General features: G+C 47.8%; 20 protein-coding genes and 1 riboswitch. Of the genes, 9 read left to right on the top strand and 11 right to left on the bottom strand.

Going from position 1 to position 16,599, the window contains the following annotated elements:
- Positions 1-25 precede the first annotated feature (25 nt).
- Positions 26-433, bottom strand: a complete 408-nt coding sequence (locus P400_RS0109260) for a type III PLP-dependent enzyme domain-containing protein (protein WP_026825923.1) — start codon at positions 431-433, stop codon at positions 26-28.
- A gap of 170 nt (positions 434-603) precedes the next feature.
- Here P400_RS0109260 and P400_RS0109255 point away from each other — a divergent pair, with 170 nt between their 5' ends.
- The 5 genes from P400_RS0109255 to P400_RS0109235 all read left to right on the top strand — a co-directional run bounded on the left by P400_RS0109255 (position 604) and on the right by P400_RS0109235 (position 5,334).
- Positions 604-1,497, top strand: a complete 894-nt coding sequence (locus P400_RS0109255; RefSeq protein WP_026825922.1) for a hypothetical protein — start codon at positions 604-606, stop codon at positions 1,495-1,497.
- Between the two features lie 69 nt (positions 1,498-1,566).
- Complete coding sequence (locus P400_RS0109250) at positions 1,567-2,232, top strand: response regulator transcription factor (RefSeq protein ID WP_026825921.1); 666 nt, start codon at positions 1,567-1,569, stop codon at positions 2,230-2,232.
- On the top strand, positions 2,229-3,575 hold the full coding sequence (locus P400_RS0109245; RefSeq protein ID WP_026825920.1) for a sensor histidine kinase: 1,347 nt from the start codon (positions 2,229-2,231) through the stop codon (positions 3,573-3,575). The genes P400_RS0109250 and P400_RS0109245 overlap by 4 nt, the downstream gene beginning before the upstream one ends.
- 68 nt (positions 3,576-3,643) lie before the next feature.
- Positions 3,644-4,657 (top strand): ABC transporter permease, encoded by a 1,014-nt coding sequence (locus P400_RS0109240; protein ID WP_026825919.1) that lies wholly within the window; start codon positions 3,644-3,646, stop codon positions 4,655-4,657.
- Complete coding sequence (locus P400_RS0109235; RefSeq protein WP_026825918.1) at positions 4,654-5,334, top strand: ABC transporter ATP-binding protein; 681 nt, start codon at positions 4,654-4,656, stop codon at positions 5,332-5,334. The genes P400_RS0109240 and P400_RS0109235 overlap by 4 nt, the downstream gene beginning before the upstream one ends.
- Here P400_RS0109235 and P400_RS0109230 read toward each other — a convergent pair.
- On the bottom strand, positions 5,282-5,692 hold the full coding sequence (locus tag P400_RS0109230; protein ID WP_026825917.1) for a hypothetical protein: 411 nt from the start codon (positions 5,690-5,692) through the stop codon (positions 5,282-5,284). The two genes, P400_RS0109235 and P400_RS0109230, sit on opposite strands and share 53 nt — an antisense overlap.
- Positions 5,693-5,873: 181 nt before the next feature.
- On the opposite strand from P400_RS0109230, the gene P400_RS0109225 reads away from it, so the two are divergent.
- Positions 5,874-6,797 carry an alpha/beta hydrolase gene (locus tag P400_RS0109225; RefSeq protein WP_026825916.1) on the top strand — a complete coding sequence of 308 codons (924 nt, stop codon included), beginning with the start codon at positions 5,874-5,876 and terminating at the stop codon, positions 6,795-6,797.
- Here P400_RS0109225 and P400_RS0109220 read toward each other — a convergent pair.
- On the bottom strand, positions 6,730-7,425 hold the full coding sequence (locus P400_RS0109220) for a CPBP family intramembrane glutamic endopeptidase (RefSeq protein WP_026825915.1): 696 nt from the start codon (positions 7,423-7,425) through the stop codon (positions 6,730-6,732). The two genes, P400_RS0109225 and P400_RS0109220, sit on opposite strands and share 68 nt — an antisense overlap.
- Positions 7,426-7,511: 86 nt before the next feature.
- Between P400_RS0109220 and P400_RS0109215 the strand changes: the two genes are divergently transcribed.
- Both P400_RS0109215 and P400_RS0109210 read left to right on the top strand, forming a co-directional pair.
- Positions 7,512-8,195, top strand: coding sequence for a lytic transglycosylase domain-containing protein (locus P400_RS0109215; protein ID WP_034771456.1), 684 nt, complete (start codon positions 7,512-7,514; stop codon positions 8,193-8,195).
- Positions 8,196-8,223: 28 nt separating this feature from the next.
- Positions 8,224-8,811 carry a DUF1643 domain-containing protein gene (locus tag P400_RS0109210; RefSeq protein ID WP_026825913.1) on the top strand — a complete coding sequence of 196 codons (588 nt, stop codon included), beginning with the start codon at positions 8,224-8,226 and terminating at the stop codon, positions 8,809-8,811.
- A 9-nt stretch (positions 8,812-8,820) separates the two neighbouring features.
- Here P400_RS0109210 and P400_RS15105 read toward each other — a convergent pair whose 3' ends face one another.
- The 7 genes from P400_RS15105 to P400_RS0109175 form a co-directional block, all read right to left on the bottom strand.
- The gene (locus P400_RS15105; RefSeq protein WP_034771044.1) at positions 8,821-9,555 is read right to left on the bottom strand and encodes an energy-coupling factor transporter transmembrane component T family protein; all 735 of its coding nucleotides are present in this window, start codon (positions 9,553-9,555) and stop codon (positions 8,821-8,823) included.
- Positions 9,537-10,880 carry an ABC transporter ATP-binding protein gene (locus P400_RS15100; protein ID WP_034771041.1) on the bottom strand — a complete coding sequence of 448 codons (1,344 nt, stop codon included), beginning with the start codon at positions 10,878-10,880 and terminating at the stop codon, positions 9,537-9,539. The genes P400_RS15105 and P400_RS15100 overlap by 19 nt, the downstream gene beginning before the upstream one ends.
- Positions 10,873-11,448: an ECF transporter S component gene (locus P400_RS0109195; protein WP_012726387.1), complete on the bottom strand. Its 576-nt coding sequence runs from the start codon at positions 11,446-11,448 to the stop codon at positions 10,873-10,875. The genes P400_RS15100 and P400_RS0109195 overlap by 8 nt, the downstream gene beginning before the upstream one ends.
- Positions 11,441-12,031 (bottom strand): YkoF family thiamine/hydroxymethylpyrimidine-binding protein, encoded by a 591-nt coding sequence (locus P400_RS0109190; protein WP_026825912.1) that lies wholly within the window; start codon positions 12,029-12,031, stop codon positions 11,441-11,443. Before P400_RS0109190 ends, P400_RS0109195 begins: the two co-directional genes overlap by 8 nt.
- An 82-nt stretch (positions 12,032-12,113) precedes the next feature.
- A riboswitch (TPP riboswitch) is annotated at positions 12,114-12,214 on the bottom strand.
- Between the two features lie 59 nt (positions 12,215-12,273).
- Positions 12,274-13,473 carry a GTP-binding protein gene (locus tag P400_RS0109185; RefSeq protein WP_026825911.1) on the bottom strand — a complete coding sequence of 400 codons (1,200 nt, stop codon included), beginning with the start codon at positions 13,471-13,473 and terminating at the stop codon, positions 12,274-12,276.
- 108 nt (positions 13,474-13,581) lie between these two features.
- Complete coding sequence (locus tag P400_RS0109180; RefSeq protein ID WP_026825910.1) at positions 13,582-13,848, bottom strand: hypothetical protein; 267 nt, start codon at positions 13,846-13,848, stop codon at positions 13,582-13,584.
- 12 nt (positions 13,849-13,860) lie between these two features.
- Positions 13,861-14,742 (bottom strand): SMP-30/gluconolactonase/LRE family protein, encoded by an 882-nt coding sequence (locus P400_RS0109175; protein WP_026825909.1) that lies wholly within the window; start codon positions 14,740-14,742, stop codon positions 13,861-13,863.
- A 146-nt stretch (positions 14,743-14,888) separates the two neighbouring features.
- Here P400_RS0109175 and P400_RS0109170 point away from each other — a divergent pair, with 146 nt between their 5' ends.
- Positions 14,889-15,488, top strand: coding sequence for a class I SAM-dependent methyltransferase (locus P400_RS0109170; RefSeq protein WP_026825908.1), 600 nt, complete (start codon positions 14,889-14,891; stop codon positions 15,486-15,488).
- 36 nt (positions 15,489-15,524) lie between these two features.
- Here the strand turns inward: P400_RS0109170 and rlmN are convergent, their stop codons facing one another.
- Positions 15,525-16,586 (bottom strand): 23S rRNA (adenine(2503)-C(2))-methyltransferase RlmN, encoded by a 1,062-nt coding sequence (rlmN, locus tag P400_RS0109165; RefSeq protein WP_026825907.1) that lies wholly within the window; start codon positions 16,584-16,586, stop codon positions 15,525-15,527.
- Positions 16,587-16,599: the final 13 nt, after the last annotated feature.

Genomic DNA, 16,599 nt, shown 5'->3' with positions numbered 1-16,599 from the left:
TTTGAATAAAAAGTTGCCGAAAAACTTACCAATAATTCGATTCATCCGGATGTAGCATGTCGAATTCAATAATTCGTCCAATCGTCAAGTACGTATAATATCGCGCCAATTCAACCCGACTCGGGTCAGGACGAAATCCTTCTAAGTCCTCTCCAAGTGGAGAACCATCAATGGTTTCAAACTGCTGACAAAAAAAAGACTCTGTTTCAGCATCCCAGATGATGTGGTCCCCAATGTATCCGCTACCAAAGCGAATATAATCGATGATGGATGGGACGATGACCTCAGCTGGTAAACGTTCACTCATCCGACTAACCAGTTCATATCTAATGCGATCCGCCTGATCGACTTCCTCAAAGGAGGAACACTTCAATACTTCTTTATTGATTTCAATCAACACAACGTAATCCCCTGGCTCGATAGAGAGCTTCATCGTCTCACCTCACTCTTTCAATCCTTCGTCTGATTCTCTACAAGTCACTATTCGAGATAAGTAAGTGGAATCCTTTCCATTCCTCATTTTTTTCCAAATCATAGTTGAATTCGCAACGGCTAATGTGTTTTTGTTATACTAATCATATGAATCTAGAGAGGAAGTGCACCATGGCCAAACGACCGTTGACCCCTCGTGAAAGTGAGTTGGTCGCGACCGCGTTATTCGTTGTTGGAACCGTCCCATATGCCGGACATATCGATCGTCTCGAATCACTCACCTTACGTGACATCGCTGATGACTATTTGACTGGAAAGCTCACTTCTGCAGATGCGATTGAAGCGCTCGACCAGTACATTTATGTACGACGACATCGGTTTAAAAATGTGACCCCTCACAACCTGTGGACGTTGGATGACCGGACTGAGCAAGAAGCGCTACGGCATATCTCAAAACGACCAGAATTGAAAAAGGGACAAACATTGAATAAACGAAATCAACCGTTTCAAGTGGGACAAGATATTGAATTCAAGGTAGACAAGCATATCGATCGGGGGCAATTCCGAATCTACATCGGGAAACAGCAGGGCTATACGTGTAAAGCACAGTCAAAAGAGCGAGAGAAGCTGAAATCTATATCCGGTTGGGTCACACATGTCGATCTCAAAGACCGATTGGTGTTCGTCAACGTGACAGACTTCGGTCGTTTAGCAATCGAACCGTCTATGAAACAGGAATTCGAATCCATGAGCGCCTCGATGCTCGGTTGGTTCGCTACAGCAACAATTCCTTCTGAAGAAGATACGCTCCTCGCAAAACGGATGATTGCCACACTTCAAAGACGTGATCAGCCGTACTGGTTCACACTTACGACGGCATTGAATCATCCCCGCCCAGAACATGTGAAACGTTGGGGAACTGTCGTCAATCTACTCGTCAAGGCGAGTAATGGTGACCAAAAAGCAATCCAAACATTAGAGACACAAGAAGACAAATACTTCAAAGATGCATTCATCCGGGCGCTTCGTTCCTTGCATCAAGAAATGACGAAACAGTTGAGCTGATCCGACTCGAGGTGACCCCAAAAAGGTCACCTCGTTTCCTGCAGTAACTTTTTGAAAGGAACGATTGACATGCGTATACTCATCGTCGAAGACGATCCCGCTATTTTACGACTTGTGAAGGAGACGTTTGAAAATGCAGGGCACGAGGTTTTAATCGCAACAAATGGCACAATAGGTGAGCATCTATTCACGACCCGTCCGATTGATGCAGCAATTCTAGACGTCATGCTTCCTGGATTGGACGGTCGAGAGCTTTGTCAGCGCTTAAAGGGGACACTCGATATTCCAGTTATCCTATTGACGGCTCTCGATGAATGGGAAGATAAACGCCAAGGTTTCGAGCATGGGGCAGATGATTATGTGACAAAACCGTTCATCCCCGAGGAATTACTATTCCGCTTACAGGCCGTTTCGCGGAGATATCAACGTTCGTCCGCGTCAAAGATTCAAACAGGACCACTGCATTTGGATATAAGAGAATATGAGGTGAAACTTGACGACCAATTGTTCTACCTTCCTAAAAAAGAATTCGAACTTTTATTTCAACTAGCCTCCTTCCCTGGCAGGGTATATCGTCGCGAGGAGTTGATTGAACTTGTTTGGGGATTCGATTTCGAGGGGGATGAGAGGACCGTTGATGTTCATATTAAACGACTTCGTCACCGGTTCAACCATCCTGAACTGTTTATTCGTACGATTCGAGGCGTTGGATATTCACTCGAGGTGAACGCATGAAGACACTCTATACACGAATCATCGTCACCATGTTTTTGATTTTACTCCTATCAGGAGCCGTTTCACTATTATTTAGTAACGTAGCCTATTACAGATGGTGGCAACCCTCCTATAGCGAGAAGACTGAAGCGGTTGCTAATGGAGCGTCAATCTATTTTGAACAACACACCGATGAGGATGCTGATGCATTTTATATGTTTTTAGCAGCGGCAGGTTATCAATTGGTCGTCATTGATTCGACAGATGGACTCCGGCGCTATGGTGGTGCGTTTCGTGACGAAACTATTTCTGACAATGTAATCGAAGCAGTACGAGAAGGTACTCCTTATCAAGGAATGCGAGACTTTCCGTTTCACCTCTTCTTGTTAGGTTTATTTGATAACGAATTGACTAACACGTATGGATTTGCACTCGATAACGGAGACATTATCTTTATCCGCCCGGACTTAAGTGCCCAAATCCGGGAGTTACATCTTTTCGTCGGAATGTTCTTCGCCCTCGTCACGCTCCTAGCGTTCGGCTTGATTGCTATTTCGACACGCTCACTCGTTCGTCCGTTAAAGACACTCACAAAAGCGACCACTTCTGTCGCTATGCGTAAAGAGCCTGAACATCTACCTATAGAACGACAAGATGAGATTGGGACGCTAGCACGACAGTTTCAAGACATGTCCAACACAATCAATCAGACCGAAGCGAGACAACGGCGTTTTGTATCGAACGTCTCTCATGAGTTCCAGTCCCCACTGACATCCCTTGTCGGCTATGCTGAAAAATTAGTTGACGGAACGGACGGTGTATCAAACGAATATGCGCGTGTCATCGAACAGGAGACGAGACGTCTATCCCAATTGACGAAACAGCTCCTTCTTTTGTCACGTCTGGATGAAAATCCACCAATCCTTGAGACGAAAGTGAATGTGCTCCAATCGGTATCTGAAGTCATTCAAATAAACGCCTTCTTGCTCGATCAAAAAGGGATTGCTGTCATCATAGATATTCCGAATAATGTCGAATTGACGAGCGACCCGGTCCTTCTCGCTCAAGTATGGAATAACGTATTGGTGAACGCCATACATGCTTCTCACGAAGGGGGTACGATTCAAATCATATGTACTTTAGAACCACATGTCACTATATCCTTCACTGATGAAGGGATTGGCATGAACGAGGAAACGAAACAACATCTCTTCGACCGTTTTTATCGTGGCGACACGGCTCGGACAAGCAGAGGAACCGGTCTCGGTCTCGCCATCACCTCAGATATCCTTGACTTACATGGCGGTCAGATCACACTTGAATCGAGTGAAGGAATCGGCACCACGATTCATCTACATTTTTGATTCTGTTCATATTCTGTTCATATTACTGAAGTACACTTCCTTCATCAGCACTTGAAGGAGGTTTTTTTATGCAGTTAGGTTGGAAAGAGATGTGGAGACAAAAAAGAAAATTCTCGATGCTATTTGTGATCACATTATTGATTGTCATGTTGACGACACTCATAACGGGGCTAGCAGATGGTCTTGCATATGATAATGGCTCCGCCTTGCACGAATTGAATGCTACGACGTATCAACTTGATCCAGACTCAGAAGGTCAATTGACACGATCGTTTATAGACGTCACAGCGGATACTTCAAATGAAACGATGAGTGTTCGACCGCTCACGGTCACATTTAATGGAAAAAAAGAAGAAGTGACACTATTCGCTCTTCCAAAAGATAGCAATATCGGTCCTGTTGCCGCTCTTAAAAAAGGTGAGGTCGTTTTCGATCCCAGTCTTTCAGATAATCTTGGAACTGGTGAAACCTTGACAGACTTCGTGTCTGATTATCGTTTTACGATTGCTGGGGAATCGCATGGACGCTATAGTCATGGACCAGTGATTTACACGACGAACGAGACATGGTTCGATTATTTGAATCATTCCGAACAACGTCCATATGTATCTGCTGAGATTGGGACTGAATCTACGATATCCGACGCGCTCGTCATGAGTCAACAAGATTTGATTGAGTCGGTTCCGGGATATAGTGCCGAACAGAGTACGTTCACGATGATGCGGGCATTTTTACTCGTGATTGGAACCTTTATTTTAACCGCATTCTTTTATTTGTTCACGCTTCAAAAATTACCCGAACTCGGAATCTTAAAGGCAATCGGCATCTCGCCACGCATCATCGGATGGGCACTGCTCTTTCAAGTCATCGTCATCGTCTCGGCTGCTGTCGCCACATCGATTGGGGTCACGTACGTCGTCGATGCGGTGATTCCATCGTCGCTACCGTTTCTCGTTGACTTCGGTCATGTCGCGCTGTTCGGATTTATGTTCATCAACTTATCTGTTCTCGGCGCATTGTTACCGCTATGGAAACTCCGTCAAGTCGACGCAATTGAGATTATAGGAGGGAAAGCATCATGAAGTTAAGCCATGTGTCACATCAGTTCGACGGTCAACTTGTATTAAATGATATCGAGTTAGATGTATCATCCGGAGAATGTATCGCCATCGTCGGCCCGAGTGGCAGCGGAAAAAGTACACTGTTATATATTCTGGGACTATTGCGAAAACCGGATCAAGGCACCTTCTTGATGAACGAACGCGACGTGTTCGAACTAGATGAGGAACAACGTCGTCTTATACGGCTACATGAAGTAGGCTTCGTGTTTCAACAAGCTCATCTAATCCCGTATCTGACGGTGCTCGAACAACTCGAACTCATTCAAGAGACAAGTAAGATCGACGCAAAGCAACTACTGAGCGACCTCGGCTTAGGACATCGACTGCATCTTCTCCCGGCGACCTTGTCAGGAGGAGAAAAGCAACGAGTCGCCGTCGCACGGGCTTTGATCAACTCCCCGCAACTCATTTTGGCAGATGAACCGACGGCGAGTCTCGATTATGAGAATGGGCGACGTGTGATGGAACTATTGTCCCAACAGGCACATGAAAAAGGAAGAAGTGTCGTCGTCATCACACATGATGAACGTATGCTCGATGTGTGTGACCGTGTCCTTCGCGTGATCGACGGTACCTTGACCGAGGTCAACAAGGAAGAAGGGCATCACGAAGACAAATTTGATGCAGTTGATGAGTGAGCCATCCTCCAAGGCGAATAGTGACACTAATTAACCCATCCCCGGAGATGGTCGCCTCTTCAATGGTCATCAGTCGTTCGGTGATATGATTCGATTCGAGTCGAATCCCCGAGAGACAGGAGAATGCGTGGACGATTTCTTCTGGTCGACACCTGACCAGATGCGCAACCTCTTGTACTTCGGTGAGGAGGCTCGTTTTGTTGAGTAGAAAAGAGCGGTCGAGTAACAGATCAAATACGAGTCCGACGATTCGTTCATCACCATCGGTCGTCCACGAGAAAGTTATTCCTCGTTCGAGTGTCCCCTCCCGATTGCTCAACACCCTTTGAATCATTCGATAGATATCTGCCCTCTCCATCAAGATCTCCCCCACTTCATTGCTTTTGTCATTCCATCATATCGCTCGGATCCATATTTTTCGATGCACCATGATTCCTTCAATTAACCCGCTTATGCTATGTATAGCCCATCCTTATGTAAGAAAACAGGACCGTATCGATTCGTTTCGGGTACAATAGCGATGAAAGGAGTCGGTATATATGCAACAAAAATGGAAAATTGGATTAGCCTCACTATTCACAGGATACTATGCGGTCAGCTACTATGCCTTCAAACGGATGACGAGAGGCAAGCGCAAGACACCAGAGATGTTACTCGCTCCATATACGGAAGAGGACCGCGCATTTTATCACGACGTTCCATTTGAACACGTCTCGATTCAGTCCAAAGACGATTATCGACTCTATGGACGAATCTATCGGAACGATTCCTCGACGAAATGGATTGTCTTTGTGCATGGATATACCGCTTCACATAGTTTCATGGCTCCTCACCTCGCCATGTTCCATCGTCTCGGTTACAACCTGCTCGCCGTTGACTTACGATCACATGGTGAATCCGAAGGAATATATGTCTCATACGGCTATCATGAAAAATACGATATGATTGACTGGGTCGACTGGTTGAAAACAAATGAACAAGTCGAGCAAGTCGGTCTACATGGTGTCTCGATGGGAGCAGCGACCGTCTTACAGACGACACCGCTCACTGACGTCGATTTCGTCATCGCAGAATGTCCGTTTGATGACATGAGGCAGTTGATGCGGTATCAGTTAAAGGAATTGCATCGTATCCCGGCAGAGTTCATTCTTCCTGGAATCGATTATTTTCTGTGGTCCCGTGCCGGCTTCACAATGAAACAAGTTCAACCTAAAAAGGCCGTCACCGAAACGACGACCCCAATTTTATTTGTGCACGGTTCAAAAGATGATTTTGTCCCGACCTGGATGTCAGTCGAGATGAATGCCCTCAATCGTCACAATGACCTGACATTGATCGACGGGGCAGAACATACGAATTGTATAATCAAGGATGCCCCCGCCTATGAAGAGGCAGTCAATCGCTTTTTGCATCGACATGAATTGGACCAGCAATCAAATCAAGCAGTATATGCAAAACCATGACCGGCCACAGGACGCCCATCCCTAAGTATAAGATGCCAAGTCCGAAGCCGACGGTTCCTGTCGTAAGGACACCTTTTACCCCCTGATAAGCATGAGCGATGCCGAATAAGGCACCACCAATTAAGGCGAGTGTCATATTCGGTACCTCTATATAGAGGGAAATCGTGTACAGGAGGACTCCTCTGAAGATGAACTCCTCTGTCACTCCCGCAGTGATCGAAACGGCGCTCCATGCCTGTTCTTCAGTCTTCGTACGTGGTAGAAGTAATTTCTCTAAATCCAGTTCATAGTAAGGACGTAAAGCATTCCTGAGTCGAGATGAAATTTTTACCAACAAATAGAAGACGAATATCAAAGTAACAAGGACACATGATATTAAAAAGATTTGCCACGCTTCTTCATCTCCCGGTTCTGGTATAAATCTTAAACCAATTTCAGATAGCGGTACTTGAAATAAAAATACGAGAGCGACAATCAACAAGGTCAATCCCCATGCCGATTTCACGGTCTGTTCGTACACCCATGCCCGTCCTCTCGTTTCAATCAACGGACGAATCAATTTGGCATTGAAGATTTGAACAATCAGCATGTAGCCGATGATTGCTGTAAAAATCAAACGTTCGAGCATTCATATCCACTCCTGTCCTTCCTGTTAGCTATATGCTACACTATTCGGGTATTGTCTAAAAGCTAGGAGGCGGTATCTTGAAGCGTATGATGCTGCGACTGACCGGTTTCATCATTGTGCTCGTGCTTTTGCTCGGGGCAGTCGGCTGGCTCGGTCAACATGATAAAGTGAACAATGGATTGTATCGAACCTATTATGGAGAGAACGGCGTCCCGAACACGCATCTCGCTGTGTATCAAGACGCAGCCGAAACGTATGACGTGGACTGGCGTCTACTTGCCGCCGTTCACCGTGTAGAGACAATCTTCTCCCACAGTTCTTCGATGCGCTCGTCTGTCGGCGCGATTGGACCGTTTCAATTCATGCCTCGCACATGGCTCGGTTGGGAATATGACACCGATGACCAAAAAGGCGATGTTCCGGAAGATGAAGTGGACTTGACGAACCTTGCCTTGATTGAACAGTATGGTGGTCTCGGTCGTGACGGGAACGGTGATGGAAAAGCAGACCCACACAGTCTAGTTGATTCTGCGCACACGGCGGCGTATTATTTAAGTGAACACGGTGGAAAAAAGACAGATTCGGTGGCATCCGTCCGAAACGCCATCTTCGAATATAATCGAAGTGAGCAGTATGTCAACGATGTCATGACGTATTTTGAAAACTATGAGTCAAGCGTGACGTTCATGCCTGATGAGCGTGATACGTTCAGTCAACAAGTCGCTTATTACACGATTCGATATGTCGAGTGGTTCAAAGCGCTCGGCTGATGCTTACATGAAAAAGTGAGGAATGGAAATGAACACGCATGTAGAAGAAGTTACCATCCGCGTAAAATCAATCTTCAACGAAGATAAAACGAAACGCTATATGCGAACGTATGAGTTCACCGATGTGGAGGATGGCGTCATCTGTGCCGTCATCATTTACTCGCCGCGGATGAGCGATGCCTTTTTGTCCGGCACGACGACACAGCGTGCTTATATGTTGATGCAAAATCATTTGTCACAACCGATTCGAGAAATGCGTGTCATCAGTCTCGTCCCGACACTCGCCATCAATGACAACCTCCCTTACGTGGAATCTCAACTTGATGAGACGAACTACCATTACGTCGAAGAGACGTTACAAGAGGTAGATGCGAGCAGCGGGATGATCATCGTCGGCTGGGGATCGCCAGGTCGATTGATGCACCACGCGACATCTTATAAATCACTGTTTGCCGACTATGAGGCGAATATGTATTGCATCGGTACGACAGCAAAAGGCGAACCACAACAGATCCGAATGGCGAATGAGAATACGGTCCTCGAGGCGTTCAACAATGAATCAGTAAAACCGAAGTTCCGTATCGTGAAAGAAACGAAGAAAGACGACTCCGAGTGAGTCGTCTTTTTATATCCCTACCCAAATTGAAAGACCGAACAGTGTGAAGAACACACCTGACCACATGTAATCGGACGGTTTGACGTCAATCCGCTCATAGACGGTCCGTTTCCCACTCGTGAATCCTCTCGCCTCCATCGAGAAGGCGACACGTTCCGCCCGTCGGATCGAGCCTGCTAATAGCGGGAGAAGTAGTTTCGGCACATGCCGAACGCGTTCCCATTTTGTATCAAGAGGAACGCCACGAAGACGATGTGCGTATTGAAGCTGATACATTTCCTGTTGCATTAACGGTAGGAAACGGAATCCAACGAGTGCACTATAGGCAATCGTCGGTGACAGCTTCGCCTGTTGCATCAGACTCATGACGAATCGTTTCGAATCGGTCGTCAACATGAAGAGAAGCGACAACACGGTGAACGCCAAAACACGTAGACTAAGAGAGATGGCGACGCGCGCCTCTTCTTTCGAAATGTCCTGACCGAGAAGGGTCACCCACGTTTCTCCCCCGAGCTCTTTCCCAAACACGAGCGTCGTCCAAAATGTTCCGAGCGCCGTGATGAGAAACGGGATCAAGAACAGGCCCCACCTTTTCCATGACACGTCCGTCGCCAAGGTCTGGATCACTAACGTACCGGCGATGATGACGAGTGGGGTCCACGGGTTATAAAACAAGGCCAGTCCGAACATCATAATCGTGAACGTCATAAACTTGACCGTCGGATTCATATCATGGAGTGACATCGTTGCCTCCCTCCCACTAACCGATAATGATGAAGTCTCTCCGTGTCCTGCCAAAGTTCATCCCCGAACGGTCCTGAGAGTACCCCATCCTTCATCAGATAGAACGTATTGGCGATGTTGGCGAACGACAAGTCATGGGTCACGAACAGGATCGTCTGTCCCTTTTTCGCATGTCGCTTCATCATCATCTCGAGTGCATGGAGTGACGGCTCGTCCTGTCCTGCCGTCGGTTCATCAAAGGCAAGCAACTGTTTGTTTGAGAGTAACTGGATCCCGACGGCGAGTCGTCGCTTCTGCCCATGACTGAGCGAAAGTGGATGGAGAGATCGTTTATTCTCGAGTGATAGATCCTCCAACACGATATTAATCGATTCCTCATGGCCAAACTGCAGTTCTTGCTCGACCGAATTCATGAAAAATAAGTGTTCCGGAGATTGAGGGACGAGTCCGACACGGCGATCACATTCCGTCAAACTTCGTAAAAACGTCGACTTTCCGCTCCCATTCGGACCCAAAATGGCGATCACTTCCCCAATGCGAACTTGAAGTGTCACACTTTTTAATTGGAATGTGTCACGCACCACCTCGTCGACCACATAGTGCTCGACTTCTTGTTGTGGTGTTGACGACGGTGTGAATGTAAAATCATCGACCGATCGAAACGGTTCGTTACGTACAATCCGTCCTTCTTCAAGTTCGATCTGCCAATCAAAAAAGTCTCCCCACATATGCGCGCGATGTTCGACAACGATGACGTTCACGTCATCCATTTGATCGAGCCATTCGACGAATCGATACGCGGTCACCGGGTCAAGGTGCGTCAACGGCTCATCGAGAAGCAACCATTCCGGTTGTCCAACCATGGCGCAGGCGACGGCAATCCGCTGTTTCTCCCCGCCTGACAAGGAATCGATGAGTCGATTTCGATAATCGGTCAGTTGGAGTGACTCGAGAATCTCTGTCACGCGCTGATCGATTACCTCGACTTGTGTCTCCAAATTTTCGAGTGTGAAGATGAGTTCCTCTTCCACCCGTTCCATCACGAACTGTGTGTCCGGGTCTTGGAACACGGTCCCGACCCGCTGATTGATCTCGCCCGGTGCATAGTCGTCGTGTGAACGTCCGAACAGTTCGAGTCTGCCTTCAAGGATCCCATCACAATTCTCTGGATAGAGACGGTTGAACAGCGCAAGAAGCGTCGATTTCCCACTTCCGCTCGCTCCGCTCAATACGGTACGTCCAGGTCGTATGGAAAGTGTCACCTCTTTTAAAATGGTGTCCTGACTTTCTGGAAACCGGAATGAAAGCGATTCTGTCTCAACCATGGACGTTCCCACTCCGAGCGATTGCATAGCCGCGAAGTGACCCTGTCTTCAATAACAAATCACTGAGCAACTTCCCACCGATTCCTGCGATGACCATGCCACTAACCGCACGGAGCCCGAACATCGTCGCTACATATCCTGGTTCAAGCATCGCAAATCCGCTCATGAAGTAGGTGTACACGAAACTCGTGACGGCCGAGCCAAATCCAGCAAGCATGAGAACCCATAGCTCATATCGACGATAACCCGTCATTGCAAAGACGGCTTCAGCACCAAGACCTTGAACGATGCCGACCAGGATGATGCGCGGTCCGATCGCATTCCCAATCAACATTTCAATCGTCGCAGCCATCACTTCCGAAATGAAGGCAGCACCCGGTTTTCGAATGATATACGCCGAGATGATTGACACGATGAACCAGATACCGAAGATCCACTCATAGGCGATTGGTCCAATCAACCCTGCCCATAAATTCCCGATATGGACGAACAATAAATAGACGACGGCAAAAACGACAGACAATACGGAGACGAGGACGACCTCTTTCAATTTCCACGACTTAAGCATGTTGACCTCCATGTGACGGACTGTTCACACTGAACGTCACCGTCATGACGACGTGTCGATTCTTCTCGCGCGTCCGGTTGAACGCCGCCTCGTAATATGAGAACACATCATCCAAATTCCCATGAATGCCTGACGCGTAGTGCATTGAGTCATTATACACACCAGCCTGTTTCGCTTGTTCGATTTCATCATAGATGAGATCCATATAGTTACCTGCACCCATCGGATAAAGCGCGAACTGTGAAGAGACATACTGCTCTCTTGACATTCCATTCAATGGTTGTGGTGGTGCATCGAGCGCTTCATCCCCAGCCGAATCTCCCGGACATCCGACGGAGAAGGTTCCGCTCATCGAGACATGGCGTCCTTCTTCCGAAGCCAGACTCAAGACTGTCCGTGCGACGTCGAACACGTGCTCGACGCGCCCTCGGATCACGGTCGATACGTCATCCGTATGTCGCCACACACCTGTCATATTTGTTCCTTTCAATGCTCCTTTAATCGTCCCGACAAAGTCATCTGTCATCGGGCTAAGCGTGAAGCGAAATCCGACAATCGGACTCGTGCCACATGATTCATTCATCCTGTTTCCCCCTCTATATGTGTTTGCATAGAAAAAGCCGCATTCATGAGAATGCAGCAACAAAATCTATACAAACTTGCATAGAGAAAGTGCCGCACTTCCTCACGCCAGTATTACCTGGATCGAGTTATAAGGGATCGGAGCCATGCTCTCATCTCAGCCGAAGCACCCCTAGTGCAGTCATTGATATGCGGTTACTTATGCAGTCACAGTATAGCGATGTTTCGTCACTTTGTAAACGGTCAATCTGAATAAGTGACGAGTTGGCCATTACCAGGAAGTGGGTCATGGAAGGCATTCCACGGCTCCACCATCTCCTCATCCGTCAACAAGCAAGCATCAAGTGACCGCTCGACCGTCTCCCGGTCCATCCGTTGACCGATGAGGACCAATTCGTTCTGTCGATCTCCGTACGGCTCGATGTAGTCCTCGCGTAGTTCAGGTTCTGAGGCAAACATCGCCTCTCGTTCATTCTCCGGAAGTGTCGCTAGCCAACGGCCCGCGTGTTCGAGCGTCGACGCGTATCCGGCTTGAGAGAAGAGACAGGCAAGGTCGTTCCGTGACGCGATCCATAAGAACCCTTTGGCGCGAACGATTTCTTCTGGATAATGCTCCATCCAATTCATCAAACGCTCAGGATGGAACGGTCGACGACGACGGTAAACGAACGAACTGATCCCATACTCTTCCGTTTCCGGCGTATGTTCTTCTGCCTCGAGCTCTTGAATCCATCCCGCCGCATGCATCGCCTGATCGAAATCGAACAAACGGACGTCTAGTAGATTGTCTAACGCCACGTCCGAGTAGGTCGAAGTCAACAATCGTGCGCTCGGGTTGAGCGTCTTGAGCAGACCCTTCATCTCCTGCAGCTCCGCTTCAGTCACCCGGTCCGCCTTATTCAATACGATGATATCCGCAAATTCGACTTGGTCGACGAGTAGGTCGACGACTTCGCGAACGTCACCTGTGTCGACGGCTTGTTGACGTTCCATGAGCGATTCACCGGAATTGAAATCCTTGAAGAAGCGGTACGCGTCGACGACGGTGACCATCGCATCGATATAGACACGGCTCGTCAAATCGATCCCAAGGGCGTCGTCGGCATACGTGAACGTCTGTGCGACGGGAATTGGCTCGGAAATCCCTGATGACTCGATGATAATCCCATCGAGGTCACGATTCTTTGTCAGCTCATCGACAGCCGTGAGCAAATCTTCACGTAACGTACAGCAAATGCACCCGTTCGAGAGCTCGACTAACTTTTCATCGGTACGGGAGAATCCGCCCTGTTCAATCAACTTCTCATCGATGTTCAACTCACTCATATCGTTTACGATGACCGCATATTTTTTGTGATCACGGTTATGTAAAATGTGGTTGAGCAGTGTCGTCTTCCCGCTACCAAGATAACCTGAGAGTACCGTAATTGGAATTCGTTTCATGATGGACCTCCGTTAAATAGTAATCATTACTCTTTGTATAATGTAACGGTTCCACCCTTTTGTCAATAAAAAAACACGCCTCATCGACGTGTTTTCATGAACATTCAATTATTCTTCCAACGCTTTCCGTTCTGCTTCTGAACGCGGATAGGCGTTCGCTTGCCACTCGGCTCGATAAATGGAGTCGAGCTGCGTCAATCCGACTTCATCCTCGTCCTTGTCCGAATCGACACTCGGGACCTCGTCCCACTTCGGATCGAGATAAGAATGATCCTCTTCCCTCGCTCGACTTTCTTGTAATTTTTGAATTCCCACCTTGACCGCTGCCGCAACTGCCAATCCAATACCTGCTCGCACTAACAGTCGTTTCACCATCGTATGTCCTCCTCAACGCCCAAAGCGATAAAGCGGCATCCCTTTCACATCTGTCTCGATAATAAATACCGATCCAGCGTCCGGATGTTCGGTTAACGCCTCCTCGTCCATCCCTTCACGTGCTGTTGTGATGGCTAATCGATTGAGACCATCCCCGATGAAGGCGCATGATGTGACATTCGGGGCAGGGACGTGAACTTCTAACACTTTTTCACCGGTCGATGGATCCCAGCGAGATACTTTACTTCCTGCATAATGTGCGATCCATAAAAAACCTTCCGTATCCGATGTCATGCCATCCGGGAAGCCGTCCTCTTCCGAAAAGTCGATGACGACCTTTCCGTTCGACAATGTGCCGGTCTTCATGTCAAAATCATATTGTCGAATTTTTTCGGTCGGTGTATCAATATGATAAAAAACGGAATGGTCAGGAGACCACGTCAACCCGTTTGAAAGTGTCAACTCATCCATAAGTGTTGTCGTCGTTCCATCGCGGTCCACCCGATAGAGAGATGCCTGATTCTCTTTATCGTCCAAGTGGAGCGTCCCGGCAAAAATACGACCGTACGGATCGGCTTTCCCATCATTAAAACGTAATCGACCTTCAGGGTCATCCAATTCGACAATTTTAATTAACTCCCGGTTGATTTCATCCCATTCATAAATCCCGTCTTTAAGACCAAGGACGACACCATCCGTCACTTTTGGAATGACGAAACCGACCTGTTTTCCGACTTCGAAAGAAGAAATCTCGTCTTCTCGCTCGTCATACCACCATAACGTATGACCTTCGATATCCACCCAATAGAAACGCTTCAACTCAGCATCCCAACAAGGACCTTCACCAAGCGTATTTCGTACCCGAATCCACAACGACGCATCTATTCTTTCCATTACTTAGCCTCCACTCTATCCATTAGTTCAGAAATCTATTCCCTTCTCCCATCTGGACTATGCATGAATTCGAAAAATCGTAGAGGATTTCCACCCTAGTCTCATCATTTTGATATATTTATGGAAAGGTGAGAGGAGTGGATCATTTGTCTAAATGGAACGATCGTTACAATACCGATGAATATGTGTACGGAACGGAGCCAAATCAATTTTTACTCGACTTCATCACAACACATCGGCTTGAAGGAAAACATGTGTTAGCCATCGCTGAAGGAGAAGGTCGAAACGCAGTATGGCTCGCCACACTCGGACTCGACGTCGAGATGTGGGACGCTTCGAAAGTCGGGCTCGAAAAAGCGAAGCGCTTGGCGGCTTCACGAAACGTCTCCCTTCAAACGAAGCAAATTGATTTAAATGAAGCGGACTGGTCGCAAGATATGTATGACGTAGTCGTCTGCATCTTCGGACACTTTCCGCCCCACGTCAGAGAAAAAGTGTTCGCCGGTATTCGACAAACGCTTCGACCTGGTGGCCTATTCATAACAGAAGTTTACTCTACAACCCAACTCGCTTACGGGACAGGCGGACCAAAAGACGCCTCACTTCTGTACACCGAAGAGATGTTTCACCAACTCGAAGACGATTTCATCCCTCTCGTTTTAAACGAGAACGTCGTATGGCGAGAAGAAGGCACGCTCCATCACGGTGAATCCGCTGTGATTCAATATATCGGACAAAAACGATAAGCAAATGGCCTCCCCGAGGTTCGGAGAGGCCATTTTTCACTTCGCGCCTTCGACGTTCATATGCTTACTGCGGAGTTGACCGCATGCCGCATCGATGTCTGTCCCGTGCTCGAGACGGACACCAGTGTTGACGCCACGTTTTTTCAAGATGTCGTAGAACGCCATGATGTCCTCAGGCGTGCTTCGCTCATATTGGATGTGCTCGTTGACCGGGTTGTATGGAATCAAATTGATGTACGACTTGTCTTTGATGTCTTCAATCAAGTCGGCGAGTTCTTCCGCATGTTCCGGTAAATCGTTCACTTTCGAGAGTAGGATATACTCGAAAGTGATTCGTTTGTTCGTCTTCTCGACGTAGTAACGAATCGATGGCATGAGTTGATCAAGCGGGAACGCCCGGTTGATTTTCATGATGCGTGTCCGAAGCTCATCATTCGGCGCATGAAGCGAGAGCGCCAAGTTGATGCGTAAGTCAAGGTCTGCGAACTTGTAGATCTTGTCCGCGAGCCCACTCGTCGACACGTTGATCTTACGCGGAGCGATCGCAAGACCACGCTCATCTTTGACGACACGCAAGAAGTCGACCAAGTTGTCGAAGTTGTCGAACGGTTCGCCGATTCCCATGACGACGATATGGCTGACGCGATCACCATCTCCTTCTTCATCAAGGAAATGTTGGACGGTCATGATCTGCTCGACGACCTCACCAGCCGTCAAGTCACGTGTCTTCTTCAACAACCCGCTAGCACAGAAGCTACAGCCGATGTTACATCCGACCTGTGTCGTCACACAGACCGAACGACCGTATTTATGACGCATGAGCACCGTCTCGATGTAGTGCCCATCATGTAATTTAAGTAAGAATTTGACCGTTCCGTCGCCCGCTTCCTGTTTGACGAACAGGTCTTGAGTCGAGATGACGTATTTCTCTGTTAAGTACTCGCGCACCTCGTCTCGTACGTTGAGGTCGTCCATCGATTTGACCCGATTGATGTAGAGCGAGTCCCAAACTTGACGTGCGTGGAAGGCACCGTATCCCGCTTCCGTACACTCATTTGTGAGCTGATCAAACGTCAACCCGTATATAGATGATTTCATTGTAATCTGTCCT

Origin of the sequence: Exiguobacterium marinum DSM 16307 (genome assembly GCF_000620845.1) — a bacterium.
Lineage (GTDB): Bacteria > Bacillota > Bacilli > Exiguobacteriales > Exiguobacteriaceae > Exiguobacterium > Exiguobacterium marinum.
The sequence above is the reverse complement of the archived record's forward strand: the minus strand, read 5'-3'. Positions and strand labels throughout refer to the sequence as shown.

Coding starts and splice junctions, on each gene's coding strand:
- P400_RS0109260 (WP_026825923.1), bottom strand. CDS start 433: ATGAAGCTCTCTATCGAGCCAGGGGATTACGTTGTGTTGATTGAAATC.
- P400_RS0109255 (WP_026825922.1), top strand. CDS start 604: ATGGCCAAACGACCGTTGACCCCTCGTGAAAGTGAGTTGGTCGCGACC.
- P400_RS0109250 (WP_026825921.1), top strand. CDS start 1,567: ATGCGTATACTCATCGTCGAAGACGATCCCGCTATTTTACGACTTGTG.
- P400_RS0109245 (WP_026825920.1), top strand. CDS start 2,229: ATGAAGACACTCTATACACGAATCATCGTCACCATGTTTTTGATTTTA.
- P400_RS0109240 (WP_026825919.1), top strand. CDS start 3,644: ATGCAGTTAGGTTGGAAAGAGATGTGGAGACAAAAAAGAAAATTCTCG.
- P400_RS0109235 (WP_026825918.1), top strand. CDS start 4,654: ATGAAGTTAAGCCATGTGTCACATCAGTTCGACGGTCAACTTGTATTA.
- P400_RS0109230 (WP_026825917.1), bottom strand. CDS start 5,692: ATGGAGAGGGCAGATATCTATCGAATGATTCAAAGGGTGTTGAGCAAT.
- P400_RS0109225 (WP_026825916.1), top strand. CDS start 5,874: ATGCAACAAAAATGGAAAATTGGATTAGCCTCACTATTCACAGGATAC.
- P400_RS0109220 (WP_026825915.1), bottom strand. CDS start 7,425: ATGCTCGAACGTTTGATTTTTACAGCAATCATCGGCTACATGCTGATT.
- P400_RS0109215 (WP_034771456.1), top strand. CDS start 7,512: ATGATGCTGCGACTGACCGGTTTCATCATTGTGCTCGTGCTTTTGCTC.
- P400_RS0109210 (WP_026825913.1), top strand. CDS start 8,224: ATGAACACGCATGTAGAAGAAGTTACCATCCGCGTAAAATCAATCTTC.
- P400_RS15105 (WP_034771044.1), bottom strand. CDS start 9,555: ATGTCACTCCATGATATGAATCCGACGGTCAAGTTTATGACGTTCACG.
- P400_RS15100 (WP_034771041.1), bottom strand. CDS start 10,880: ATGGTTGAGACAGAATCGCTTTCATTCCGGTTTCCAGAAAGTCAGGAC.
- P400_RS0109195 (WP_012726387.1), bottom strand. CDS start 11,448: ATGCTTAAGTCGTGGAAATTGAAAGAGGTCGTCCTCGTCTCCGTATTG.
- P400_RS0109190 (WP_026825912.1), bottom strand. CDS start 12,031: ATGAATGAATCATGTGGCACGAGTCCGATTGTCGGATTTCGCTTCACG.
- P400_RS0109185 (WP_026825911.1), bottom strand. CDS start 13,473: ATGAAACGAATTCCAATTACGGTACTCTCAGGTTATCTTGGTAGCGGG.
- P400_RS0109180 (WP_026825910.1), bottom strand. CDS start 13,848: ATGGTGAAACGACTGTTAGTGCGAGCAGGTATTGGATTGGCAGTTGCG.
- P400_RS0109175 (WP_026825909.1), bottom strand. CDS start 14,742: ATGGAAAGAATAGATGCGTCGTTGTGGATTCGGGTACGAAATACGCTT.
- rlmN (WP_026825907.1), bottom strand. CDS start 16,586: ATGAAATCATCTATATACGGGTTGACGTTTGATCAGCTCACAAATGAG.